This is a genomic window from Cupriavidus sp. 05N39 (genome assembly GCF_056397325.1).
Genome location: NZ_JBFTNE010000036.1, coordinates 19,869 through 45,349 on the forward strand (window position 1 = coordinate 19,869; position 25,481 = coordinate 45,349).

Annotated in this window: 18 protein-coding genes; 5 read left to right on the plus strand and 13 right to left on the minus strand. The window is 67.3% G+C overall.

The window, feature by feature from the left end; all coding sequences use genetic code 11:
* Positions 1-19 precede the first annotated feature (19 nt).
* The 3 genes from AC1DN0_RS18360 to AC1DN0_RS18370 all read right to left on the minus strand — a co-directional run bounded on the left by AC1DN0_RS18360 (position 20) and on the right by AC1DN0_RS18370 (position 5,166).
* Positions 20-3,565: a transglutaminase family protein gene (locus tag AC1DN0_RS18360; RefSeq protein ID WP_441631036.1), complete on the minus strand. Its 3,546-nt coding sequence runs from the start codon at positions 3,563-3,565 to the stop codon at positions 20-22.
* A gap of 168 nt (positions 3,566-3,733) precedes the next feature.
* Positions 3,734-4,474, minus strand: coding sequence for a tetratricopeptide repeat protein (locus AC1DN0_RS18365; RefSeq protein ID WP_441631034.1), 741 nt, complete (start codon positions 4,472-4,474; stop codon positions 3,734-3,736).
* Positions 4,475-4,566: 92 nt separating this feature from the next.
* Positions 4,567-5,166: a MarR family winged helix-turn-helix transcriptional regulator gene (locus AC1DN0_RS18370; RefSeq protein ID WP_441631032.1), complete on the minus strand. Its 600-nt coding sequence runs from the start codon at positions 5,164-5,166 to the stop codon at positions 4,567-4,569.
* A 283-nt stretch (positions 5,167-5,449) separates the two neighbouring features.
* Here AC1DN0_RS18370 and AC1DN0_RS18375 point away from each other — a divergent pair, with 283 nt between their 5' ends.
* The 3 genes from AC1DN0_RS18375 to AC1DN0_RS18385 all read left to right on the plus strand — a co-directional run bounded on the left by AC1DN0_RS18375 (position 5,450) and on the right by AC1DN0_RS18385 (position 8,936).
* Positions 5,450-6,397 (plus strand): tripartite tricarboxylate transporter substrate-binding protein, encoded by a 948-nt coding sequence (locus tag AC1DN0_RS18375; protein WP_051648081.1) that lies wholly within the window; start codon positions 5,450-5,452, stop codon positions 6,395-6,397.
* 158 nt (positions 6,398-6,555) lie between these two features.
* On the plus strand, positions 6,556-8,115 hold the full coding sequence (locus AC1DN0_RS18380) for a sulfatase-like hydrolase/transferase (RefSeq protein WP_441631030.1): 1,560 nt from the start codon (positions 6,556-6,558) through the stop codon (positions 8,113-8,115).
* A 161-nt stretch (positions 8,116-8,276) separates the two neighbouring features.
* On the plus strand, positions 8,277-8,936 hold the full coding sequence (locus AC1DN0_RS18385) for a response regulator transcription factor (protein ID WP_441631028.1): 660 nt from the start codon (positions 8,277-8,279) through the stop codon (positions 8,934-8,936).
* On the opposite strand, the gene AC1DN0_RS18390 is transcribed toward AC1DN0_RS18385, so the two are convergent.
* The 10 genes from AC1DN0_RS18390 to AC1DN0_RS18435 all read right to left on the minus strand — a co-directional run bounded on the left by AC1DN0_RS18390 (position 8,903) and on the right by AC1DN0_RS18435 (position 23,555).
* Complete coding sequence (locus tag AC1DN0_RS18390) at positions 8,903-10,945, minus strand: sensor histidine kinase (protein WP_441631026.1); 2,043 nt, start codon at positions 10,943-10,945, stop codon at positions 8,903-8,905. The two genes, AC1DN0_RS18385 and AC1DN0_RS18390, sit on opposite strands and share 34 nt — an antisense overlap.
* Positions 10,946-11,081: 136 nt before the next feature.
* Positions 11,082-11,777, minus strand: a complete 696-nt coding sequence (kdpE, locus tag AC1DN0_RS18395; protein WP_441631024.1) for a two-component system response regulator KdpE — start codon at positions 11,775-11,777, stop codon at positions 11,082-11,084.
* On the minus strand, positions 11,767-14,682 hold the full coding sequence (locus AC1DN0_RS18400) for a DUF4118 domain-containing protein (RefSeq protein WP_441631022.1): 2,916 nt from the start codon (positions 14,680-14,682) through the stop codon (positions 11,767-11,769). The genes kdpE and AC1DN0_RS18400 overlap by 11 nt, the downstream gene beginning before the upstream one ends.
* A 159-nt stretch (positions 14,683-14,841) precedes the next feature.
* On the minus strand, positions 14,842-15,459 hold the full coding sequence (gene kdpC, locus AC1DN0_RS18405; RefSeq protein WP_441631020.1) for a potassium-transporting ATPase subunit KdpC: 618 nt from the start codon (positions 15,457-15,459) through the stop codon (positions 14,842-14,844).
* Between the two features lie 36 nt (positions 15,460-15,495).
* Positions 15,496-17,718, minus strand: a complete 2,223-nt coding sequence (gene kdpB / locus AC1DN0_RS18410) for a potassium-transporting ATPase subunit KdpB (RefSeq protein WP_441631018.1) — start codon at positions 17,716-17,718, stop codon at positions 15,496-15,498.
* A 129-nt stretch (positions 17,719-17,847) separates the two neighbouring features.
* Entirely contained in the window at positions 17,848-19,668 is a 1,821-nt protein-coding gene (kdpA, locus tag AC1DN0_RS18415) for a potassium-transporting ATPase subunit KdpA (protein ID WP_441631016.1), read from the minus strand.
* Positions 19,668-19,757 (minus strand): K(+)-transporting ATPase subunit F, encoded by a 90-nt coding sequence (gene kdpF, locus AC1DN0_RS18420; protein ID WP_006164365.1) that lies wholly within the window; start codon positions 19,755-19,757, stop codon positions 19,668-19,670. The genes kdpA and kdpF overlap by 1 nt, the downstream gene beginning before the upstream one ends.
* Positions 19,757-19,924, minus strand: coding sequence for a hypothetical protein (locus AC1DN0_RS18425; protein WP_200876704.1), 168 nt, complete (start codon positions 19,922-19,924; stop codon positions 19,757-19,759). The genes kdpF and AC1DN0_RS18425 overlap by 1 nt, the downstream gene beginning before the upstream one ends.
* 263 nt (positions 19,925-20,187) lie before the next feature.
* The gene (locus AC1DN0_RS18430; RefSeq protein ID WP_477103968.1) at positions 20,188-22,281 is read right to left on the minus strand and encodes a hypothetical protein; all 2,094 of its coding nucleotides are present in this window, start codon (positions 22,279-22,281) and stop codon (positions 20,188-20,190) included.
* Between the two features lie 302 nt (positions 22,282-22,583).
* Positions 22,584-23,555, minus strand: coding sequence for a magnesium and cobalt transport protein CorA (locus tag AC1DN0_RS18435; RefSeq protein ID WP_441631012.1), 972 nt, complete (start codon positions 23,553-23,555; stop codon positions 22,584-22,586).
* Between the two features lie 219 nt (positions 23,556-23,774).
* Between AC1DN0_RS18435 and minC the strand changes: the two genes are divergently transcribed.
* Together minC and minD are read left to right on the plus strand one after the other, a co-directional pair.
* On the plus strand, positions 23,775-24,593 hold the full coding sequence (minC, locus tag AC1DN0_RS18440; protein WP_441631010.1) for a septum site-determining protein MinC: 819 nt from the start codon (positions 23,775-23,777) through the stop codon (positions 24,591-24,593).
* A 62-nt stretch (positions 24,594-24,655) separates the two neighbouring features.
* Positions 24,656-25,471, plus strand: a complete 816-nt coding sequence (gene minD, locus AC1DN0_RS18445) for a septum site-determining protein MinD (RefSeq protein ID WP_441631008.1) — start codon at positions 24,656-24,658, stop codon at positions 25,469-25,471.
* Positions 25,472-25,481 lie beyond the last annotated feature (10 nt).

A 25,481-nucleotide genomic window follows, 5' to 3' on the forward strand; every position in this document is an offset into this window, starting at 1 on the left:
GGCTTGGGGGCGAGCCGGATCAGCGTTGCCGCAAATCCAGCGTGAACGGAAACTCGAGGCCGCGGCGGGGTTCCTCCACGCGCATCACGCCCGGTGTGTGTCCGAGTGTGAAGAAGCGTGTCAGGCGCCGGCTTTCGGCCTCGTAGGCATTGACCGGGAAGGTCTCGTAGCTGCGCCCGCCCGGATGCGAAACATGATACTGGCATCCGCCGATGCTGCGTCCCATCCAGGTGTCCACCACGTCGAAAGTCAGCGGCGCGTGCGACGCGATGGTGGGATGGAGCGCGGACGGCGGCGCCCAGGCCCGGTACCGCACCCCCGCCACGAACTCGCCCACGCGCCCGGTGGGCTGCAGCGGCACCGCGCGGCCGTTGACCGTAACCACGTGGCGGCTGTCGTTCAGGCCCAGCACGCGCACTTCGATGCGTTCCAGCGAGGAATCCACATAGCGCACGGTGCCGCCGGCGCTGCCCTCCTCGCCCATCACGTGCCACGGCTCCAGCGCGGCGCGCAGCGTCAGCGCCAGCCCGCCCGCCGCCAGTTCGCCCACGCGCGGGAAGCGGAACTCGAAATGCGGGGCGAACCAGGCGTTGTCGAAGGCGAAGCCCGCCTCGCGCATCTCGGCGAGCACGTCGTCGAAATCCATCTGCACGAAGGTGCCCAGCAGGAAGCGGTCGTGCAACTCGGTGCCCCAGCGCGTGAGCCGCGCGCGATACGGCTCGCGCCAGAAGCGTGCCACCAGCGCGCGCAGCAGCAGTTGCTGCACCAGGCTCATGCGCCCGTGCGGCGGCATCTCGAACGCGCGCAGCTCCAGCAGGCCGAGCCGGCCGGTAGGGCCGTCGGGCGAGTAGAGCTTGTCGATGCAGAACTCGCTGCGGTGGGTGTTGCCGGTGACATCGATCAGGATATTGCGCAACGCGCGGTCGACCAGCCACGGCGGCACGTGCGCGCCATTGGCGCCCGCCGCCCCTTGCGTGCCGCTCAGGCGGTCGAGCTGGTGCTGCAGTTCGGCAAAGGCGATCTCGAGTTCGTACAGCTGGTCGTTGCGTGCCTCGTCCACACGCGGCGCCTGGCTGGTGGGGCCGATGAACATGCCCGAGAACAGGTAGGACAGCGAGGGATGGTTGTGCCAGTACGCGATCAGGCTGGACAGCACATCGGGGCGGCGCAGGAAGGGACTGTCGGCCGGCGTGGCGCCGCCCAGCACGAAGTGGTTGCCGCCGCCGGTCCCGGTGTGGCGGCCGTCGAGCATGAACTTCTCGGTGCTGAGGTAGGTTTCGTGGGCGGCCTGGTAGAGAAACTCGGTATGGTCGACCAGTTCGTCCCAGTTGGCCGCGGGATGGATATTGACCTCGATCACGCCGGGATCGGGCGTGACCTGCAGCACCTTCAGGCGCACGTCGCGCGGGGGCGGGTAGCCTTCGAGCACGATCTTCACGCCCAGCCCGGCGGCGGTGGCTTCCACCGCCGCCAGCAGTTCCAGGTAATCCTCCAGCACGGTCAGCGGCGGCATGAAAACATAGAGCATGCCGCGCTTGTCGCCAGCAGCCTTGCTCTCGGCCTTGGGGCCCGCGGCGCGGCTGGGGTGGCGCACCTCCACGCAGAGCGCGGTGCGGGTGATCCAGCCCGCGGATTCGCCGCGTCCGGGCACGCGCGCCAGGTCGGCCGCCTGGCCGCCGGGCGTGCCGGCACCGACGGCAATGCCCGCGGCCCTGCCGGCACCGGCAACTGCGCTCCTTGCCATCGCGGAGCCGGGTGCCGGGAAAGCCGCGGTGCTGGCGCGAATCCCGTGACCCTGGCCAGTCTCGGCGCCCGAGCCGGCAAGGCCCGGCAACTGCGTGCGCAGCTGTGCGCCGGTGGGTAGCGGCGAGCGTACCGCGAACGGGTCCTGGTCGAACTGCCAGGGGTAGTCCGCCTCGCTGACCCAGGGCAGGGCATCGAGCGGCAGGCGATAGCCCATCGGCGAATCGCCGGGCAGCAGGTACATGCGGTCGTCGCGGAAGAACCACGGTCCGCTGATCCAGCGCTGGCCGGACAAGGCAGGGCCATCCTCCTCGCCGGTGCGGCGCAGCGGCAGCACGTAGCCGGTCGGCCGCGACAGCCCGCCATCGAACACGCGGCGCAGGCGCATGCGCTCCATCTCGTCGTCCAGCCGCGCGTCCATGGGGTCGACGTTGACCGGCAGCCGGCGCTCGCGCCAGAGGTAATACCAGGTGTCTTCATAGCCGGGCTGCACAAAGTCCGGATTGAGGCCGAGCCGGCCGGCCAGGCTGTCGAGGAAACGCTGCGCGTCGGCCTCCGTGTAGTCGCCCGGCTCGCGCTCGTCGGCGAACAGCGACGGATCCTGCCAGCAAGGCTGGCCATCGGCGCGCCAGCAGATCGACAAGGCCCAGCGCGGCAGTTGCTCGCCGGGGTACCACTTGCCCTGGCCGAAGTGCAGGAAACCACCCTCGCCGTATCGGCCGCGCAGTTTATGCACCAGTTCGGTGGCATAGGCGCGCTTGGTGGGACCGAGCGCGTCCGTGTTCCACTCCGCGCCGTCGCGGTCCCTGACCGCGACAAAGGTAGGCTCGCCACCCATGGTCAGGCGCACGTCCTGCGCGTTGAGCAAGCGATCGACCTCGGCGCCGGTGGCGGCCACGGCCTGCCACTGCTCCTCGGTATAGGGCTTGGTCACCCGCGGCGATTCATAGATGCGGGTGATCGACATCTCGTGGTGAAAGCTCACCTCGCTCTCGTCCACCGCGCCGCTGACCGGCGCCGCGCTGCTGGGCTCGGGCGTGCACGCCACCGGGATATGGCCCTCGCCGGCCAGCAGGCCGGAGGTGGGATCCAGGCCGACCCAGCCCGCGCCGGGCAGGTACACCTCGCACCAGGCGTGCAGGTCGGTGAAGTCCACCTCGGTGCCGCTGGGGCCGTCGATGGATTTCACGTCGGGCGCCAGTTGCAGCAGGTAGCCGGATACGAAGCGCGCCGCCAGACCCAGGTGGCGCAGCGTCTGCACCAGCAGCCAGCCCGAATCGCGGCAGGAGCCCGCGCCGGATTCCAGCGTCTGCTCCGGCGTCTGCACGCCGGGCTCCATGCGGATCAGGTAGCGGATGTCCTCCTGCAGGCGCTGGTTCAGGCCCACCAGGAAATCGATGGTGACCTGCGGCGTGCGCGGGATGCTCTCCACGAAGGCGGCAAAGCGCGGCGTCGGCTCGCCCTTGACCATATAGGGCGCCAGTTCGTGCGCCAGGCCCGCCTCGTAACTGAAGGGGAAACGCTCGGCGTAGGGTTCCAGGAAGAAGTCGAACGGGTTGTAGACTGCCATCTCGACCACCAGGTCGACGGTGATCTTGAACCCGGTCGTGGGCTCGGGAATCACCAGCCGGGCCAGATAGTTGGCGAACGGGTCCTGCTGCCAGTTGATGAAATGCTGCTCGGGCTCGATACGCAGCGAATACGAAAGAATGGGGGTGCGGCAGTGTGGGGCGGGCCGGAGCCGTACCACTTGCGGCGAGAGTTTCACCGGCCGGTCATACCGGTAGTGGGTGACGTGGTTCAGTGCGACGTGCGTTGCCACTCGGGCCTCCCATTGCGCAGGTTTTGTGTTGTGCTTACAAGCAAGAGTTGTACCGCCCCGGGCTCGACGAGGCGCGGCTTCCTCCTTGATTACGCTCTGCTCCGGCCGGCGTCAGCCTGGCCGCGGCTACTCCACCTGATATGGCACCATGGCAATGCGACCGGGGCATTACATGGCACCGGCTCCTTTGGGATTGGCTTTCGCCTTGTCTTTCAGCCCCTGCTCCAGCAGCGAGCGCAGCTTGGCCAGCGCGCCGGGGTCTCCGTGCGAGGCGGAGCGGGCGTACCAGATCTTGGCCTGCTCGATGTCTTTTTCCACCACGCCGGGCTCGCCACGCTCGTAATAGCTGCCGACGATGTATTGCGCGCCGCCGTCGCCGGCGCTGGCGGCGCGGCTGTACCACTGGAATGCCTTGCCGTAGTCGCGCGCCACGCCGCGCCCGGTAAAGTAGTTCGTCGCCAGCTCGACCTGGGCCTGCACATGGCCGCCTTCCGCCGCGCGGCGGTACCACTCGTTGGCGGATTCCAGCGAGCGCGGCACCAGTTCGCCGTGCTCGTACAGCTCGCCAAAAGTGAACTGGGCGTGGGTCATGTCGTTGTCGGCGGCGCGGCGCAGCCAGACCAGCGCCTCCTGCGGGCGCACCGGCGTGCCCTCGCCGCGCAGCATCATCATCGCGTAATTGAACTGGGCCAGCCGGTTGCCCTGCTCGGCCGCCTTGGCAAAGTCGCGCAAGGCCGCATCGAAGGCGCCTGCGTCGTAGGCGGCCACCGCCTGGCGCGTCAGCGCTTGCGCCGGTGCGGGAGGCTGGGGCGCGGCAAGGGCAAGCGGGGCAGCGAGCAGGCAGGCGGGCACCAGCGCCGCGGCGGTGGCGGCGCGCAGCCGGGGCGAAAAGAGACGAACAAGCGGCATGGCAGGCTCCAGGCAGTGCACGCGCTGACTCCAAGTCTACAAGTGTAGGAGCAGGAAGTCGCAGGGTGCAGTCGGAAGCCAGCGGCCGGACCTTACGGCTGGCGCCACCAATCCTGGGGCAACTGCGCAGGCGCGGGTACGGTATCGGGCAGCGCTTGCGCCTGCGCCAGCAAGGTTTCGGCCTCGGCTTGCAGGCGGGACAGGCAACGCCCCAGCACCCGCGCCTCCTCCGGAGCCAGGCAGGCGGCCAGGCGCGCGTTGAAGGCCTGCGCCTGCGCAAAGGCCTGCCGGTAGACCGCCTCGCCCTCCTCGCTCAGCACGAACGCCGCCGCCCGCCGGTCCGTCTCGCGCGTGGCGCGCAGCACCAGACCACGCGCCATCAAGGCATGCACGGCGCGGCTGGCCAGCACCTTGTCCAGCCCGGCGCTTTGCGCCAGCTCCGTCAGGCGCGTGCCCGGCTGCTCGCCGAGGAAGGACAGCATGCGCCACTCGCGCCGGCTCACCCCGACCGCGACGCGCAGGTGATGCCCGCTGGCTTGCAGGGCGACACGGCTCAGGTGATAGAGGCGGTAGTTCAGGAAGTCGGCCAGCCGGGCGGGATGCTGCAGCGTCTCGCCGGCATCCCGTTCCCGTTCGTCCGCCAGCTCCCCGGCGTTCCCGCTGCCCTGCCTGCCCGTTTCGTCAGCGCTCATGCCGCATCCGCAAATTTAGTTGATTTTGTCAATTATATGGGTGGGTGTTAGCGTCTGTGCCGCTGCACAAGAACTGGCGAGCCGCATGGACAACGCAGCCGCCGGGGTACGGCCGGGCACCCGGCGACAAGGAACGAAACGCGCGGATCGATCCGCGAAACCCTTCTTTGGCTCACCACGACCGTATCGATAAATTGGCCGGCTTCCCGCCGATGCCGAACCAACAGGAGAATCCGTGAAACCCGCCAAACTGCTGCGCGCGCTAGTTCCCACCCTCGCCACCATGACCGTGCTGGCCGCCACCTGCCTGCCCAGCGCACCGGCCAGCGCCCAGAACGACCGTCCTCTGCGCATCCTCGTGGGCTACCCCGCCGGCGGCACCGCCGACCTGGCCGCGCGCCTGATCGGCGACAAGCTGCGCGACGAGCTCAGGCAGACCGTGGTCATCGAGAACAAGCCCGGCGCCGGCGGCCGCCTGGTGATGGACTACGCCCGCACGCTGCCCGCCGACGGCAACACGCTGGTAATCGCCAACTCGGCGGTAATGACCATCGCCCCGCTGGTCTACCGCAAGCTCAATTACGACATCCAGCGCGACTTCACCCCGGTGGCGCAGGCCGCCAACTTCCAGCTGGCGCTGGCCGCCGGCCCCGGCACGACGGCGAAGACGCTGAAGGAGTACATCGACTGGCTCAAGGCCAATCCTGCGAAGAACAACTCGTACGCGTCGCCGGCGCTTGGCAGCATCCCGCACTTCTTTGGCTTGCTGGTCGGCAGGCAGGTGGGCGTCGAGATGCTGCATGTGCCGTTCAATGGCTCGGCACCGCTGATGAATGCGCTGGTGGGCGGGCAGGTGCCGGCGTCGGTCGATACGCTGGCCGACCTGACCGAGATGCACCGGGCCGGAAAGATTCGCGTGCTGGCGAGTTCGGGAACGCAGCGGTCGGTGGCGCTGCCGGATGTGCCCACGTTTACCGAGCTTGGCTATAAGGATATCGAGGGCGTAGGCAGGTACGGCTTCCTGGCGCCGGCTGGCTTGCCGAAGGCGGCCATCGACCGGCTGAACGCGGCGATTGTGCACGCGGTGCAGTCAGGAGACCTGAAGGAGCGCTTCCTGAAGCTGGGACTGGAGCCGCTGACCGGGAGCGCGGAGCAGTTCGGGAAGGTGCTGGCGGCGGACGCAGGGCGCTGGGGGCCGGTGGTCAAGGCATCCGGTTATACGGGAGACTGAAAATCCCCCCAGAAAATATCGCCATGATTATTCATCAGATCAATATCATCTTCTTGACTGATGTAGTCATCGTCGAATCCCATTCTGTTATTTGTTGAGTTGATGGAATCCGGGTCGGGCGGCAATCGTCCGACCCCAGGCAGATCGTCAGGAAAGCCATGTCCACGAGAAACACCCTCTTCATCATGTGCGACCAGTTGCGTCAGGACCACCTGACCTGCTACGGCCACCCCACCCTGCGCACCAGGAACATCGACGCCCTCGCCGCGCGCGGCGTGCGCTTCACCAAGGCCTTCGTCACCTCCGGCGTGTGCGGCCCGAGCCGCATGAGCTTCTACACCGGCCGCTACCCCAGCAGCCACGGCGCCACCTGGAATCGCGTGCCGCTGTCGGTCGGCGAAGTGACGCTGGGCGAGTACCTGAAGGACAGTCACCGCTCACTGGCGCTCGCCGGCAAGACCCACGTCATGCCCGACAACGCCAACATGAAACGCCTGCACCTCGACGGCGGCAGCGAGCTGGAAACGCTGCTGCGCAGCGGGCATTTTGTCGAAGTCGACCGTCATGACGGCCATCATGCCGAGCCCCGCGGCGCCTATGCCGACTGGCTGCGCCAGCAGGGCTACGACAGCGCCGATCCCTGGACCGATTACGTGATCAGCGCGGAGAACGCGCAGGGCGAGATCGTGTCGGGCTGGCAGATGCGCAATGCAGGCCTGCCGGCGCGCGTGGCGGAGCCGCATTCGGAGACGGCCTATACGGTAGGCCAGGCCATGCAGTACATCGCCACGCGTGGCGACGATCCGTGGGTACTGCATCTCTCGCTGGTCAAGCCGCACTGGCCCTATATGGCACCGGCGCCTTACCACGCGGCTTACTCGCTGGACGACTGCCTGCCGCTCAAGCGCCACGACGCGGAGCTGGAGGACCCGCACCCGGTGCTGGACGCATACCGCACGCAGGAGGAATGCGCCAACTTCATGCGCAGCGAAGTCTCGGACACGGTTCGCCCCGCCTATCAGGGGCTGGTGCAGCAGATCGACGACCGGCTTGGCGAGCTGTGGGAGCAGCTCGAACGCCTGGGCCGCTGGGAAGATACGCTGATCGTCTTCACCGCCGATCACGGCGACTTCCTCGGCGATCACTGGCTCGGCGAGAAGGAGCAGTTCTACGACACCGTGCAGAATATCCCGCTGATCGTCTACGACCCATCGCCCGACGCCGATGCCACGCGCGGCAGCGTCGATGCGCGCATGGTCTCCGCCGTGGACGTGGTGCCGACCGTGCTGGACGCCCTGGGCCTGCCGCCGGCCGACCATCGCGTCGAAGGCCGCTCGCTGCTGGATCTCACGCGCGCGCGCAGCGCCGGTCCGTGGCGCGATTTCGTGGTGTCGGAGCTGGACTACGCCTATCGCGGCGCGCGCGTGGCGCTGGGCCGGCACCCGGGCGAATGCCGAGCCTGGATGGTCCGCAACGCCCGCTGGAAGTATGTTCACTGGCAGGGCTTCCGCCCGCAGCTGTTCGACCTGGAGCGCGACCCCGATGAGTTCTTCGACCTGGGCGGGGATGCCGGCCATGAGCCGATCCGCTCGGCCATGCGGGGGCATCTGCTGGAATGGTTCTGCACGCTGAAGCCACGCACCACGGTCAGCAGTGCGGAAGTGGCGGCGAAGACCAATGTGTATAAGCAGGCGGGCGTGTTCTTTGGCGTGTGGTGAGCGGTCAGTTGTGAGCGGGCCTCGCAGCGGGGGCAGGGTCGATTAGGCAGAGATGCAGCCCAGGGGTTAAGATTCCACCCATTCTTACCGTAATATCGCAGGAGCAGGCTGAAACCTGCCCTGGCCACGATCATTTAAGGTAACCGCTGCAAGGTATTGGGATGGGCAATGTCATCTTGCTCGAGGATGAGATCGAGCTACGCGAGGAACTGGCGGCTTTCCTGCAAAAGCGCGGCTGGATGGTAAGCCAGGCAGGCAGCCTGGCGGAATTCCTGCCGCTGGCCGCGCAGGCGGAAATTGCCGTCATCGATGTCATGCTGCCCGACGGAACCGGTTTTGATGCGGCAAGCCGGCTAAGACAGGAACGGCCCGGCTGCGGCATCGTCATGCTCACGGCCCGCGGCGAATCGCAGGACAAGATCCACGGCCTGAACGGCGGGGCGGACCACTATCTGGTCAAGCCCGTCAAACTGCTGGAATTCGACGCCATCCTTCGCGCCCTGAGCCGCCGGGTGATTGCCAACTGGCGGCTCGACCGCCAGGCCTGCACGCTGGTCGCGCCGGCCGGAGACCGCCTGGCCGTCTCCTCCAATGAGAGCAAATTGCTCGAGATGCTGGCACGCAACCCGGCCCAGCCCGTCAATCGCCGCCAGATCGCCGAAGGCTTCGGCTTCGACTGGCTAAGCTACGACGAACGCCGGCTGGAAACCATGGTCAGCCGTCTCCGGCAGCGCTGGCGGAGCGAATCGGGAACTGAGTTGCCGCTCAGGACCGCCCACCGGAAAGGCTACACGTTCACCGCGCCCATCTCGCTGGCCTGATTGCCGGCCTGCAGGCCCGGCTGCGCCGACGGCAGGAAAATCCTCGCGCGACAGCCCTGCCCCGGCATGCTTTCCAAAGCCAATGTGCCGCCCTGCATTTCCACCATGCGCCGGGCCAGCGACAAGCCTAGCCCGGTCCCGGGCTTCTGCCCGGCATTCTGGCCGCGATAAAAGCGATCGAATATGCGCGGCAGGTCCGCCGGATCGATGCCCGGCCCGTTGTCCCGCACCTCCAGCTCCACGCCTGCGGCCACCAACCTGCCGCCCAGGACCACCCGGCTGCCCACGGGTGTGTACTTCACCGCATTGTCGGCCAGCGTGCGCAACGCCAGCCGCAACAGGCTGGCATCGCACAGGAAGGCCTCCGGCAAGCGGCTCCCGTCAACCTCCAGCTGGTGCCCCTCCGAAAGCAAACGGGCTGCCGCCGCGGCATCCTCCAGCAAGTCCGGCAGACTGGTGCGCGAAGGCCGGGAGCCATGCCGCAGCAGCTCGAAGCCATCCTCATGCAACGAGTCATTCAGCAGCATGGTCAGGCGCTGCGTGGCACGCAGGATCTTCTGGTACCGGGCCGAGGTCCGCGGATCATCGTGGGCATCGTCCAGGTCCAGGTTCTGGGCCGTCGCATCGATCACGGCCAGCGGCGTGCGCAGTTCATGCGACACCGTGGACAGGAACTGCCGCTGCTCTTCCTGCGCCCGGCGCTCCAGCGACAGGGACGCCTCCACCTGCGCCATGGCATCTCTGAGCGCCTGCGTGCGCAGGGCAACCTTGAGTTCCAGATCGCGCTCGGCCTGATGGGCCACGCGCAAGGCTTCGGCCTGCGCGGCTTCTTTTTCGGCCCGCATATCCGTGTATCGCCAGCTGATGGCCGAATTCATGATAAGCAGGAAAGCCACCATGCCCAGGTAGTTGGCGTTGTCGACGAACGAGCCGGGATCGATCCAGCCGACATTGCGCGCCAGGCGCAACACGGTGCCGCCCAGCAGGAGAACCAGGACAAACACCAGCACCCGCGCGGCCTTCTGGCCGCGCCAGGCCATCACCGTGGCAACGATCAGCTGTATCACCATGATGGCGATACCCCACAGCAGGGCCAGTGGACGTATCCACCAGACATTGTCCAGGAGCAGCCAGGATGCCGAAACCAGGGCCACACCCCAGGTCAGCAGGGAGAAGCCGACCGCCCAACGCCGCCAGGGCGCCTCGAACAGGCCGTGATAGTGCGCCGTGAACATGACGCCAAGTGGCGTCACGGAAAACCAGCTCAGCACGTAAAGGGTTTCGCTCGCAAGCGGCCATTCGCGCAGCAGATACTGATAGGTGAAACCTTCGGCGCCCAGCGAAATAAACAGATTGGCCAGCACGGTAAGACTGAACAGCCCGAAGGAAATATTGCGGGTCACCCAATAGAACCAGACGCTGGTGATCAGCAAGACCAGGTGCGCCGCGTAGAACAAGCCAAACAGAAGCAGTTCGGTGCCGATAAAGGAAATGAACGCTTCTGGCGACCACACCACCAGGGGAAAGCTCAGTGTGCTGGTACTGCGCACGCGCAGATACAGGGTGACCGGCTGGTCCGCCGGCAGGTCGAGCCGGAACACCGGGCTGCGGTAATTCACGTCACGCCCCGCGACCGGCTGCCTGTCGCCAGCCACCCGCTGCTCGTACCCGCCCCCACGCTGCGGCAGGAACAGGGTGACGTCGTCCAGCAGCGCCGAGCGCAACTGCAGCAGCCATATCGGTGCGGCTTGCGCCGGCCGCGTCAGGGTGATGCGCAGCCAGACGGTCCCCTTCACGTAACCAAGGGCGGGAGGCGAGTCCTGGGGCTGGAAGGCGGCCGCGGTCTCGGGCCGGGATAGCTGCGCCACGGTCAGCGCATCCTGCGGATCGCGCAGCAGTTCCCAATGCTGGCCAAGGGAGACCTCCCCCGACTGCGGCAAACGCACTTCCGCCCATGCCGCGGACTGGCCCACCCAGCACAAGAGAACAATCAGGAAGAGCCGAACCATTGCCCCCTCAGCTGGCGTTTGGCGGAAAGGGCATGACTATATCCCACCGCCGACCGGGCTTTTTCGCTTCCCCGGGCCATGTCAGCTTTTGTCAGTTTTTTCAGTGATTTCAAACCTGTTGCGTACGGCCGCCCTGTCACCCCACGAACCGGTACCCCACCCCCACCTCCGTCATCAGATGCGAAGGCTGCGCGGGATCGGTTTCCAGCTTGTGCCGCAGGTGCCCCATGTACACCCGCAAGTAATGGCTGCTCTCGGAATGCGCGGGCCCCCACACTTCACGCAGCAGCTCGCGATGCGTCATCACCTTGCCGCGATGCGCGATCAGTACGGCCAGCAGGCGGTATTCGATCGGCGTGAGATGCACGTCGTCGCCGGCGCGCGTGACTACCCGGTTGGCCAGGTCGATCCGCACTTCGCCAAAGGTAACCAGCGGCGTGCCTTGCGGATTGATCTTGGCATGCCGGCGCAGCAGCACGCGCACGCGCGCGATCAGCTCGCCCACGCCGAAGGGCTTGGTCAGGTAGTCGTCGGCGCCGGCATCGAGCGCGGCGATCTTGTCGGCTTCGCCGGTGCGCGCCGACAGCACCAGCACCGGTACTTCGGTCCAGGTGCGCATCTCGCGGATCAGCGTCATGCCGTCGCCGTCGGGCAGGCCCAGGTCGAGGATCACCACGTCGGGCTGGCGCGTGCCGGCATCGATCAGGCCGCGCTTGAGCGTCTCGGCCTCATGCACGGTGCAGCCCTCCGCCTGCAATGCCTCGCGCACGAAACGCCGGATATGCGGCTCGTCTTCGACCAGCAATACCGTGGGCGAAAATTCAAACGTCATTTCGGTTGGATTCCTTGTTTGCTGCTTCGTGCGCGAGCTCGGGCGGCTCCGGCTCGATCGCCGGCGGATTGCCGCGCGGCAGCGCCACCACGAATCGCGCGCCGGTACCCTGCGTGCCACCGGCACGCGCCACGCCGGCGCTTTCCACCCAGATGCGCCCGCCGTGCGCCTGCACGATGGCTTCGCAAACGGCGAGCCCCAGGCCCACGCCGGCGGTGGCCGACTCGCGCTCGCCGCGCGTGAATTTCTGGAAGATCGACAGCTCCTGTCCGCGCGGCACGCCGGGGCCGTCGTCCTCCACCACGAGCCGCACCTCCGCGTCAGCCACCTCGCCGGCAATGCGGATGCCGGTGCCCGGCGGCGTGTACTTGGCGGCATTCTCCAGCAGGTTGCACAGCACCCGCTCCATCAGCACCGCGTCGCACTCCACCAGCGGCAACGCCGACAGATCGGCCACCGACACGCGGTGCCGCGAGAGCGCGTCGCGCATGCCGGCCAGCGCCGCGCCCACCAGCTCTTCAAGCGATTGCCACTCCTTCTGCATGCGTACATCGCGGCTTTGCAGGCGCGCCATGTCGAGCAGGTTGACCACCATGGTACGCATGCGCAGGGCCTGCTCGCGCATCGCGTCCACGGTTTCGGACAGCGGCGGAGGCAGCGGCGGTTCGGTGCGCTGCATGGTTTCGGCCATGCCGATCAGGCTGGTCAGCGGCGTGCGCAGATCGTGCGAGACGGCGGCCAGCAGCGAGCTGCGCAGCCGCTCCGACTCCATCGACACCAGCGCCTGCTGCGCCACCTCCACATAATGCAGGCGCTCGATGGCGATCGCGATCAGCGTGGCGAACACATCGATCTGCCGGCGCCGCTCGGGCCGCGCGAAGGCGCGCCACTCCTGCGGCTCCACCGCCAGCACGCCGCGCGTCTGCATCGGCGCCTTGAGCGGCAGGTAGAGTACGGTGCTGCCCGGCAGCGTGTGGGTGCCGGTGCCTGCGGGCTGGCCATGATCGAATACCCATTGCGCCAGCACCGGGTCGATGGCGTCGCTGCCGCGCTGCGCGGGATCGATTACCGGCGGCATCAGCCGCCCCTTGGGCGACACCAGGAAGAACGCCGAACGCGCCCCCAGCGCGGCGTGCAGGAAGCGGCCGCTGATCTCGATGATCTGCTCTGGCATCAGCGCGGCGGACAACTCGCGCGCCAGCTCATAGAGGGTGCGGGCATCGGTCTCGCGCTCAACCGAAACCTGGGCCTGCTCACGCAGCCCGGCTGTCAGCTGGCCGATCACCAGGCCCACCGCCAGCATCACCACGAACGTCACCAGGTATTGCACGTCGCTGACCGCGAAGGACATGCGCGGCGGCACGAAGAAGAAATCGAAAGCCGCCACCGATAGCACCGAGGCCAGCGCGGCAGGGCCGCGGCCGTGGCGCAGCGCCACGCCGACCACCGCCGCGAGGAACAACATCGCGATATTGACCAGGTCGAACCAAGGCCGCGTCAGCGCCGACAACAAGCTGGCGCCGCCGCACCACGCAACCGCCCACAGGTAGTCGATGCGGCGCGCCACCGCGCTGCTGTCGTCATTGCGCGCCGGATCCTCGCGCACGTCGGCGCGCCCGGACACCGGTTGCGCACGGCCGCGCGTGTCGGCGCCCATGGCATCGGCGGCGACACGGATCACATCGATCTCCGGGCAGCCGAGCGCCAGCGAATCGGCAAAGCTATGGCGCCCGAACAGCCAGGCGCGCGCGCCCAGGAACGGCGACAGGCCCAGTGCCAGCAGCTCCCGCGCGCGCGCCAGCGGGCTGCCGCCACTATGGTGCCAGGTTCCTGGCGCACGCCCGACCACTACCTTGGTGAGATTGTGGCGCCGCACATAGCCCGCCACCGCCTGCACGATATCGCTGCCGGCCAGGGTCTCGGTGCGCGCGCCGAGCTCTTCGGCCAGCCGCATCGCCTCCTCGATGTTCGCGCGCTCCTGTTCGGCGAACCGCGCCAGCCGCGGCGTGGCCACCGTCACCACATGCCAGTCGCAATCGAGCTGCCCGGCCAGCCGGCGCGCGCTCTTGACCACCTGCGCCGCATCGTCGCCCGTGCCGATGCAGGCCAGCACCGCTTCGCGCGTGCGCCACACCGGGCGGATCGATTCGGCGTGCCGGTAGGCGCGCACATCGTCGTCGACGCGGTCGGCGGTGCGGCGCAGCGCCAGTTCGCGCAGCGCGATCAGGTTGCCCTTGCGGAAGAAGTTGCTGGCCGCGGTCCGTGCCTGTTCCGGCAGGTAGACCTTGCCGTCGCGCAGCCGCCGCAGCAGTTCGTCGGCGGGCAGGTCCACCAGGATGACTTCGTCGGCGTCGTCGAACACCGTGTCGGGCACGGTCTCCCACACGCGGATGCCGGTGATGCCGCCCACCGCCTCGTTGAGGCTGTCCAGATGCTGGACATTGACGGTGGTCCAGACATCGATGCCGGCCGACAGCAGTTCCTCGATGTCCTGCCAGCGCTTGGGGTGACGGCTGCCGGGCGCGTTGGAATGCGCCAGCTCGTCGACCAGGATCAGCGCCGGGCGCCGGGCCAGGGCGCCGTCCAGGTCGAACTCGTGCAGCACGTGGTCGTCGAGCTTGTGATGCGGCATGGCCTTCATCGGCAGCCGCTCCAGCCCCACGATCAGCACCTCGGTCTCGGCGCGACCGTGGGTTTCCACCACGCCGATCACCACGTCGCTGCCTTGCTCGCGCAGCGCCCGCGCGGCGGTCAGCATGGCGAAGGTCTTGCCGACGCCGGCGGAAGCGCCGAAATACACACGCAGCTTGCCGCGTGCGGCGCGCTCGCCCTCCTCCTGCATGCGTTGCAGCAAGGCATCGGGATCGGGCCGGCCGGGGGCGTCGCGCGTGGCGGTGTCAGGCATGGTGGGGGTCATTGCCCGGGAGAGGGATGGATACAAACGATTGTGCCACGCCTGGTGCGCAAGAACCGTTTGCCATGCCGACGGCTGTCACTCGCTCTCCCCTCCTGGAGAGGGGCGCAAACCAGCGGGCATTGCCAGCGCGCCAATGGCCCCCCAACCTCACCGCTTCTCGCCATCCAGCGCGAGATTCAGCTTCAGCACATTCACCACCGGATCGCCCATCACCGCCAGCAGCGGCCCGTCCGTGTTCGCCGCAATCAGCGCCTGCACGCGCTCCAGGGGCAGGCCGCGCAGCCGGGCCACGCGTGGCGCCTGATACTGCGCCGCGGCCGGGCTGATGTGCGGATCGAGCCCGCTGCCTGAAGCGGTCACCAGATCCACCGGTACCGGCGCCTGGTTGCCGGGATCGGCCTCGCGCAGCGCTTCGATGCGGCCACGCGCCGCATCGGTCAGCGCAGGATTGCTCGGGCCGAGGTTGGAGCCGGCGGATGCTGCCGCGTTATACGGCATGGGCGCGGTAGCCGACAAGCGGCCCCAGAAGTACCTGGGGTCAGAGAACGGCTGGCCGATCAGTTCCGAACCAACGGCCTTGCCGTCCTTGACGATCAGCGAGCCTGCCGCCTCATGCGGAAACACCGCACTCGAAATGCCGGTGATCACGCCGGGATACAACAGCCCGGTGACGGCCGACAGCACGACAAACACCGTCAGCAAGGGCCGCAGCAGGCCACCCTGGATGGGCGCAACAGGCTGCGCGGTCTGGACTTTCGTATTCATTGATTGCTCCGTTAACATGCCACGCGTTCGACGCGCTCAGACCCAGCCGAACAGCGCCAGGATCATGTCGATCACCTTGATGCCGACGAACGGAACCAGGATGCCGCCCAGCCCATACACCAGCAGGTTGCGCCGCAGCAGCACGGCGGCGCCGAGCGGGCGGTACACCACGCCGCGCAAGGCCAGCGGAATCAGCACCACGATGATCAGCGCGTTGAAGATCACCGCCGACAAGATGGCCGAGGCCGGCGTCGACAAACCCATCACGTTGAGCTGGTTGAGCTGCGGATACGTGGTGGCGAAGGCGGCCGGGATAATGGCGAAATACTTCGCCACGTCGTTGGCCACGCTGAAGGTGGTCAGCGAGCCGCGCGTCATCAGCATCTGCTTGCCGATCTCGACGATCTCGATCAGCTTGGTCGGATTGCTGTCGAGGTCGACCATATTGCCGGCTTCCTTGGCCGCCTGCGTGCCGCTGTTCATCGCCACGGCCACATCGGCCTGCGCCAGCGCGGGGGCGTCGTTGGTGCCGTCGCCGGTCATCGCCACCAGGCGGCCTTCGGCCTGGTAGTCGCGGATCAGCTTGAGCTTGGCTTCGGGCGTGGCTTCGGCAAGGAAGTCATCGACGCCGGCCTCGGCGGCGATCGACGCCGCGGTCAGGCGGTTGTCGCCGGTGATCATCACGGTCTTGATGCCCATCTTGCGCAGCTCGCCGAAGCGCTCGCGGATGCCGGCCTTGACGATGTCCTTGAGCTCGACCACGCCGAGCACGCGCACGTTCTCGCCATCGGCGCTGGATTCCGCCACCACCAGCGGCGTACTGCCGGCGCGCGCCACATCATCCACGGCCTGCATCACCGCGTCGGGGAACTTGCCGGCGCGCTCGGTCACATACTTGCGCACGGCATCGGCGGCGCCCTTGCGCACGCTGCGGCCGCCGGCATCCACGCCGCTCATGCGGGTCTGCGCGGTGAACGGCACGAAGATCGGGCGCAGCGCGCTGATATCGGGCGTAGCCGCGCCGGCCTGCTGGCGCGCCAGCGTCACGATGCTGCGGCCTTCCGGCGTTTCGTCGGCCAGCGACGACAGCCAGGCGGCTTCGGCCAGTTGCTGCGCCGACACGCCGGGCGCGGCGATAAAGCGCGAGGCCTGGCGGTTGCCGTGCGTGATGGTGCCGGTCTTGTCGAGCAGCAGCACGTCCACGTCGCCCGCGGCTTCCACCGCGCGGCCCGAGGTGGCGATCACATTGGCTTCCATCATGCGGCTCATGCCCGCCACGCCGATGGCCGACAGCAGGCCACCGATGGTGGTCGGGATCAGGCACACCAACAGCGCGATCAGCACGGTGATGGTGACCGGCATGCCGGCCTTGGCCACGAGTACGCTGAACACCGAGAACGGCTGCAGCGTGGCGGTGGCCAGCAGCAGCACGATGGTCAGCCCGACCAGCAGGATGGTCAGCGCCAGTTCGTTGGGCGTCTTCTGGCGCTTGGCGCCTTCGACCATGGTGATCATGCGGTCGATAAAGCTCTCGCCCGGATTGGTGGTGATGCGCACCACGATCCAGTCGGACAGCACGCGCGTGCCGCCCGTGACTGAAGAGAAATCTCCGCCCGACTCGCGGATCACCGGCGCCGATTCGCCGGTGATGGCGCTCTCGTCCACCGAGGCCACGCCTTCGATCACATCGCCGTCGCCAGGCACCATGTCGCCGGCCTCGACCAGCACCACGTCGCCACGGCGCAGCGCGGCGGCGCCGCGCGGCTCCGTGGCGCCGGCGGCGCGGTAGTCGCGCCGGCCTTCCTTGATCAGCTTGGCGGTGACCGTGGTCTTGAGCCCGCGCAGCGCCTCGGCCTGCTGCTTGCTGCGCCCTTCGGCCAGCGCTTCGGCAAAGTTGGCGAACAGCACGGTGAACCACAGCCACACCGATACCGCAAGGATGAAGCCGGCGCTCTCGCCGCCCGCCGTAGCTGGCGCGAACAAGGCACGGAAAAACAGGATAGTGGTCAGGATGCTGCCCGCGTAGACCACGAACATCACCGGGTTGCGCAACTGGTCGCGCGGCGAGAGCTTCTTCACCGAGTCGAGCAGGGCCGGCTTGACCAGCTCGGGCGCGAACATGCCGCCGCGCGCCGGACGATGATGGCCGCCGCCCTTGCCGGATCCGTGGGCCGGCGTGGCCACGCTGGTCGCCGGCGTCGTGTTTGCCGGTGCCGCGCCGGCAGTCTTGCCGCGCGTCACCATGGATTCTTGTTGCATGCGTTTCTCCGCAATACGCTGATACGCTTTTCTTGAGGGCCGGCGCCGCCTGCGCGGACGGCAGCCCTCATTGCTTGCTGGTTTGCTGCCTCGCCATGCCGCGCGGGTCGCCGCGCGGCAGGCGCTCCGTCACTTGCCCGCCGCCGTCACCGCGGGGGGCTGCAATTGCTCCGCCACCGGACCCAGCGCGAGCGCCGGGATATAGGTCAGCGCGCCCACCATCAGCACCGAGCCAACCAGCAGCACCACAAACAGGGGACCGTGCGTGGGCATGGTGCCGCCGGTGACCGGAAGCCGGCGCTTGGCCGCCAGCGAACCCGCCATGGCGAGAATCGGCACGATGATCCAGAAGCGCCCGAACCACATCGCCGCGGCCAGCGCCACGTTGTAGAAGGGGGTGTTGGCCGATAAGCCGCCAAAGGCGCTGCCGTTGTTGTTGGCGGCCGACGAGAACGCATAGAGGATTTCCGAGAAGCCGTGCGTGCCAGGGTTGAACACACCGGCGCGGCCCGGCTCCACCATCACCGCCACCGCCGTGCCCAGGAGCACCAGCAAGGGCGTGACGAGGATCGCCACGGCAGTCATCTTCATCTCGTAGGTCTCGATCTTCTTGCCCAGGTACTCCGGCGTGCGGCCGATCATCAATCCTGCGATGAACACCGCCAGCACCGCGTACACCAGCATGCCGTACAGGCCCGAGCCGACGCCGCCGAACACCACCTCGCCAAGCTGCATCAGCAGCATCGGCACCAGGCCGCCGATGGCGGTGAAGGAGTCATGCATGGCGTTGACCGCGCCGCACGATGCCGCCGTGGTGATGGTGGCGAACAACGCGGTGGCGGCAATGCCGAAGCGCGTTTCCTTGCCTTCCATATTGCCGCCGGCCTGCAACGCGCTGGCCGCGTGGTCGATCGGCAATCCCGCCAGCGCGGCGTTGGCCATCTGCTCGGAGAGCGCCGCCACGCACGCCATGACGATAAAGATCACCGCCATCGAGGCCAGGATCGCAACGCCCTGGCGGCGGTCCTTGACCATCTCGCCGAAGGTGAAGCACAAGGCCGCCGGAATCAGGAAGATGGCCAGCATCTGGATCAGGTTGGCGAGCTCCGTCGGGTTCTCGTAGGGATGGGCCGAGTTGGCGTTGAAGAAGCCGCCGCCATTGGTGCCGAGCATCTTGATGGCTTCCTGCGAAGCCACCGGGCCCATTGCCAGCGTCTGCTTGTCGGTCTTCATGGCCTCCGTCACGGGCGCGCCCTTGGCGTCGAGCACGGGCTGGCCGGCTGCGTCCACCTTGGGCTGGCTGTACTCGACCGGCGTCACCAGCGTGACTTCCTTATAGCTGTCGAAATTCTGGATCACGCCCTGGCTGACCAGCGCCAGCGCGATGGCGGCGGAGATCGGCACCAGCACGTAGAGCGTGCAGCGCGTCATGTCCACCCAGAAGTTGCCGATGGTGGTTGCACTCTGCCGCGCGAAGCCGCGGATCAGCGCGAATACCACGGCGATGCCGGTGGCCGCCGAGAAGAAGTTCTGCACTGTGAGCGCCAGCATCTGCGTCAGGTAGCTCATGGTGGATTCGCCCGCATAGCCCTGCCAGTTCGTGTTGGAGACGAAGCTGACGGCTGTGTTGAAGGCGGAGTCCGGCGTGACGGCGCCAAAGCCTTGCGGGTTGAGCGGCAGCCAGACCTGCACGCGCTGCAGCACGTAGACGGCCACCACGCCCAGCATATTGAAGGCGATGACCGCGACGGCGTACTGCTTCCAGCCCATCTCGGCATTGGCGCGCACGCCGGCCACGCGGTACAGCACGCGCTCCAGCGGTCGGCCCCAGGCTGTGGCGAGGTAGCGCTCGTCCTCCATCGCGCGGCGGATATAGCGCCCCACGAAGGGCGCGAGCGCCAGCAGGATAGCCAGGTAGAGGACCAGAAGTCCCAGGAATTCGGTTGACATCAGAATTTCTCCGGCCGGAACAGGGCGATCAGGAGGTAGATAAAAACAGCGACGGCGAGCACGCCGCCCAGCAGGTCAGCCCAGTCCATCACAGCCTCCTGTCGGTGGCGCTGTCCTTGCGGCGCACTTCGGCACCCTCCGCGCCCGGCCCCTCGGCCGCGCCGGGCGGTTTGCTTCCCAGCGCGGCGCATAAGGCCAGCAGTGCGCCAGTCAGCGCACCGAACAGCAACAAACCAATGAAATAGATCCCGTCCATGGCAACACACCGTGAGTGATTCACAGATGGCAGATTAGGGATGGCGCGGTAAAAACGGGGTAGAGAGGGGAGGCGGGGGTGTAAAGAAGATATAAAGATCGCGTAAAGACGGCGCGCAAGTGCGCTGCAGCCTCCTCCGCGGCCGTGGCGCGGCGTGCCGGGGCGAAAAAAAGGCCCCGCAGGCCTTTTGGCCTTGCGGGGCTATGCAGGACGCCGAAGCCGGCTGTGGCGCCGGCCGCGTCAGGAGCGCCTGATTCCTGGAATCAGTTGTAGGTGTAGACCACCGACTTGTTGCTGTTGTCCAGCATCCGGTACCCGAACAGCAGGCCGCGCGTGGTATTGGCCGAGAAGGCCGGCACCGCCGCATTGACCACGATCGAGGTCGCGCCCTTGGGCGCTGGCATGGATGTGCTCCAGGTGCCGTTGCTGTCGACCGAGACGGCAACGCTGCCGATCTGCTGGGCGGAGACATTCTGCACCCAGTCCGCCGTCAGCGACGTCTGCGCGCCAGCCAGGCTGGCGTTGGACGGGTCCAGCGCGGCCAGCGACTGACTGCCCAGCGTGTTCCACGGCAGGTTCACCCCTTGGGTGGCCGGCACGAGGTCGCTCAGCAGGGTCTTGTTGTAGCTGTAGGTCGGCGTGGTGTTGGTGCCATGGAACAGCTCGATGCGGTACTTCGCACCCTTGACCACCTTGGAGGCATCGGCGTTGTCCGCTGCTTGCGCCCACGCCAGGCCGGCGGGATTGCCCGCCAGCGTGCTGGCCGCGCTGCCGCTGAGGCCCGCAGTCCGCGAGAACCAGAAGTTCGGGCAGTTGTACGACGGCGAGGGCGGGCTGAACTCGTTGCCGCACTGGGCGGTGACGGGCACCGTACCGGTCTTGTTGCTCACGTCCATGTAGGTCTGGCCTACTTCGGCCGGGACCGGCGCAATATAGACAATGCCATTGCTCGGCAAGCCGGGCCCGGTCACGCGCGCATAGCTCAGGGGGGCGTTGTTGACGACGCTGCCCGGGCCCGTGGCGTTGATCATGAACTGGATGCCGCTCTGGAAGTGGCTGTAGTTATTGTTGTTCTTGCTGAAGCCGGGGTTGAGCTGTTCGACACGCCGGATCTGGAGCTTGACGGTCACATCGACGGGCTGCTGGTTGCCGACCAGCCACCAGTTCGAGGGATGCGCGCTGGTCGCGCCGTTGGCGATATTGCGTGCCGTCGTGATGATGTTGCCGGGGTTGCCGCCGGCGTCCAGGTACCGGATGTTGAAGATGGCTTCGTCACGCCCCGAGGCCGTCGACGCGGCGGGATAGAACGCCATGATTTCCGGCACGCTGAACTGTGCGCCCGTCATGGTATCGCTGGTCAGGATGCCGTAGAGCAATTGCCCGAAGTAGAAGCCGTTTTGCAGGAAATCGATACCGGCTGCGTTGCTGCTGTCGGCAGCGATGTTCTGGCATGCGGACGCCACCCCGTCGACCTCCGGGCCGCCCTGCGACGCGCTCAGGTTGGCATTGGAGGACGTCACGCGCTGCGCGACGGGCAGCGCGAAGCAGGCCGAGAGCCCCTTGGCGACGGCCTGTGCGGCCTGCGGCAGGGCCGCGACGGCGGCGGGCGGCGCGGCGAGCGTGCCGCCGGTGCTGGTGGCGGTAGCAATGGCTATGGGCGTCGGGTTGTCGACGGTGGTCAGCGCCAGCTTGCCGGTGGCCGGGTCCGTGACCACCTTGACGATGTCGAGCACCTGGTCGGCGGTATTGCCCACGCCGGCCGCCGTGGCAGCGGTAATGGCGGTCGAGAACGGATCGTAGCTGGCGGGCGCTCCGATGGCGGCGAGCACGCTGGCGAGCTGCGCGACCACATTGGCGGTGACCTTTTGCAAGGCGGCGGCGTCCACCGTCTTGCCACTGACGACAGTCAGCGGATTGCCGTCGGCGGCGAGTTGCGCCACGATGGCCGTGGTCAACGGCGTGGCGTTGAGCGTCAGCTTGGCGCCGGCGGCCGGCGTGACGGTGCTCACACTGACCAGCGGGGCGGTGTTGCCGGTGGGGTCCGTGACGACCACGAAGAACGGCGCCACCACGCCCGTCTTCAGGGTGCAGGTGTAGGTGCCCAGCGCGCTGGTGGTGACCGCGGCTTCCTGGCAGGGCGAGGCGCCCGCGCTGTCGGTAATGGCCACCTTGGCGTTGGCGAGGGCGGCGCCGGTGGCGGCCGTGCCAGTCACCGCGGACGCGGCCACGGCCACGACCGGCTTGTCGCTGGTGGAACCGCTGCTGGCGCTATCGCTGCTTCCGCCGCCGCAGGCGGCCAGCGCCAGCAGCGCCGCGCCGCTCAGCGCGACCCCGAATGTCTGAAATTGAAGCTTCATTGGATTTCTCCCCCCCGAGAATGGATGCTGCACTTCTTGTGTTCTAGTGACCTTGTTTGCCGCGCCATGGCGCGTCCGGTGGCGCGACCCACGCCAACCCGGCCCACGCACGGGCGCGGACCGGGGGCCAGACTATCCAGCGCGCCGGAAGGAGGGAATCCCATAAACATGGCATGGCGTGCCGCCAAAGCATCGGGAAGCGGGAGGGGGAAGCGAGGAAGGCGGTGTGACCGGAGTCGCGGCGGCCCCCGTGGGCTGCCGGCCGGCGTGGTGCCGGCGGCCGGGCGGCCGCGCCACGCGCCTCAGATCCAGCCCGACTTGTGCAGCTTGCGCCAGAGGCCGCCGCAGGCCAGCACCGTCACACCGACCACCACCGGATACGCATAGTGGAACTGCAGCTCAGGCATGAAGCTGAAGTTCATGCCGTACAGGCTGAACACCACCGTGGGAATGGCCAGGATGGCGCCCCAGCCGGCAAGGCGCTTGACCACCTCGTTCTGGCCCACGGTGACCAGCGCCAGATTCACCTGCACCGCGGTGGTCAGCATCTCGCGCACCACGTCGAGGGTGCGCACCAGGCGGCTGGCATGGTCCGCGATATCGCGGAAGTACGCGCGCAGTTCCTTGGGCACCAGCTCCTCGTGCAAGCGGATCAGTTGCCCGCAGATTTCCTCGATCGGGTAAACCGCATTGCGCAGGCGCAGCACCTGGCGCTTGATGTGGTACAGGCGTTCGATCGCGGCGCGGTCGAACTCGTCGCGGAAAATGCCTTCCTCAAGCCGCTCGAAGGCGTCCTCGAGCCGGGTGACGATGGGCATGTAGTGATCGACCACGAAATCCATCAGTGCGTAGAGCACATAGCCCGGGCCGTTGGCCAGCGCGCGCGGATCGCTCTCGCAGCGCTCGCGCACCGGCGCGTAGCTGCTGCTCACGCCGTGGCGGACCGATATCACATAGTTGGGACCGACGAACAGGTGGGTCTCGCCCACCACCACTTCCTCGTCCACCAGCTGGGCGGTGTTGAGCACGATGAAGATGGAGTCGCCGTAGGTTTCCAGCTTGGGCCGCTGGTGCGCGTCCAGGGCATCCTCCACCGCCAGGTCGTGCAGGCCGAACTCCTGCTGCACCTTGCGCAGCAGCGCCAGGTCCGGTTCGTGCAGTCCCAGCCACACAAAGGTGCCGGGCACGGCGAGTGACTCGCTGATTTCGTCCACGGCCACGTCGCCCACCCGCTTGCCGCCCCGGTAGGCCACACTATTGACGATCGCGCCCATGAGCACTCCGTTGTTCAGATGGCGCAATCGTAACAAGAGCGACGGCGGAACGGCGCGCCGGTGTGCCGCCGCCTGCGCGCGGCGCCGAAGACAATGCATCCGCCCGGGAAAACGGGCCATCAACGCGCCGCATCCGGCACTGGCCTGCCTGCATCGGTCATTTGTTACAGTTCTGCACCCAGACGAAGTTAGAATGTCCCATTTCCACGGTCACCGACTATGTCCCAGAAGAAATCGCCACGCTTCGAGCTGCGCAGTGGCAATGTCGACGCCCTCCTACTCGCTCTCAAGACCGCTGACATCGCAGCGCTGCGGGACGATCTTCTGTCCCGCTTCGAATCGACCCCCGATTTCTTCTCCAATGATGTGGTCGCCCTGGACCTGCGCCGCCTGGAAGGCGACGACAGGGTCGCACTGGACACCGTGATCGAAACCCTGGCCCTGCTCAAGGCCCGCGCCATCGGCGTGGTTGCGCGCGAGGCGCAGCGCGGCTGGGCCGAGTCGTTCGGCCTGCCCCTGCTGGACAGCCAGAGCCGGCGCGGCGGACGCGACGAAGCGCCGCAGGCCGTAGCGGCACCGGCCGGGATCGAAGCCCAGGCCGAGGCACAGGCCGAAGCGAAGGCGCATGCCGAAGCCAAAGCCGCGGCAGCGGAGGTGGAAGCCGCGGCCGCCGCCGCGCTGGCCGAAGCCGCTTCGCGCGGCATGGCCACCATGTTGATCGACAAGCCGCTGCGCTCCGGCCAGCAGATCTACGCCGCCGGCGACGTCGTGATACTCGACCTGGTCAGCTACGGCGCCGAGGTGATCGCCGAAGGCAATATCCATATTTATGCCCCGCTGCGCGGCCGCGCGCTGGCGGGCGTCAAGGGCAACGCGCAGGCGCGCATCTTCTGCACCTGCCTGGAGCCCGAACTGCTGTCGATCGCCGGCATCTACCGCACCGCCGAACTGCCGTTGCCCGCCGATGTGCTGGGCAAATCGGCCCAGGTGCGGCTGGCCGGCGAGAAACTGATACTAGAACCGCTCCGGATGAAGTAACACCCGCCGCAGAGCCCAAACCACAGCAGCGCAAGCTTCAACCATTACTGGATCCAAGAGCCATGGCAAAAATCATCGTTGTGACCTCCGGCAAGGGAGGCGTAGGCAAGACCACCACCAGCGCCAGCTTTTCCGCCGGCCTGGCCTTGCGTGGCCACAAGACTGCCGTGATCGACTTCGACGTCGGCCTGCGCAACCTCGACCTGATCATGGGTTGCGAGCGCCGCGTCGTGTATGACCTGGTCAACGTGGTGCAAGGCGAGGCCAACCTGAACCAGGCCCTCATCAAGGACAAGAAGTGCGAGAACCTGTTCATCCTGCCGGCCTCGCAGACCCGCGACAAGGACGCGCTGACCAAGGAAGGCGTGGAGAAGGTCATCAATGGCCTGGTCGAGATGGGCTTCGAGTACATCGTCTGCGACTCGCCGGCAGGCATTGAATCCGGCGCCTTGCTGGCGATGTATTTCGCCGACGAGGCACTGGTCGTGACCAACCCCGAGGTGTCCTCGGTGCGCGACTCGGACCGCATCCTCGGCATCCTCTCGTCCAAGACCAAGCGGGCCGTGGACGGTGGCGATCCGGTCAAGGAACACCTGCTGATCACCCGCTACAACCCCAAGCGCGTGCATGGCGGCGAAATGCTGTCGCTGACCGACATCCAGGAAATCCTGCGCATCAAGCTGATCGGCGTGGTGCCGGAATCCGAGGCGGTGCTGCACGCATCCAACCAGGGCACGCCCGCCATCCACCTGGAAGGCTCCGACGTAGCCGATGCCTATGGCGACGTGGTGGACCGCTTCCTGGGCAAGGACAAGCCGATGCGCTTCACCGACTACCAGAAGCCGGGGCTGCTTTCGCGCATCTTCGGCAACAAGTAAGGAGGGTCCA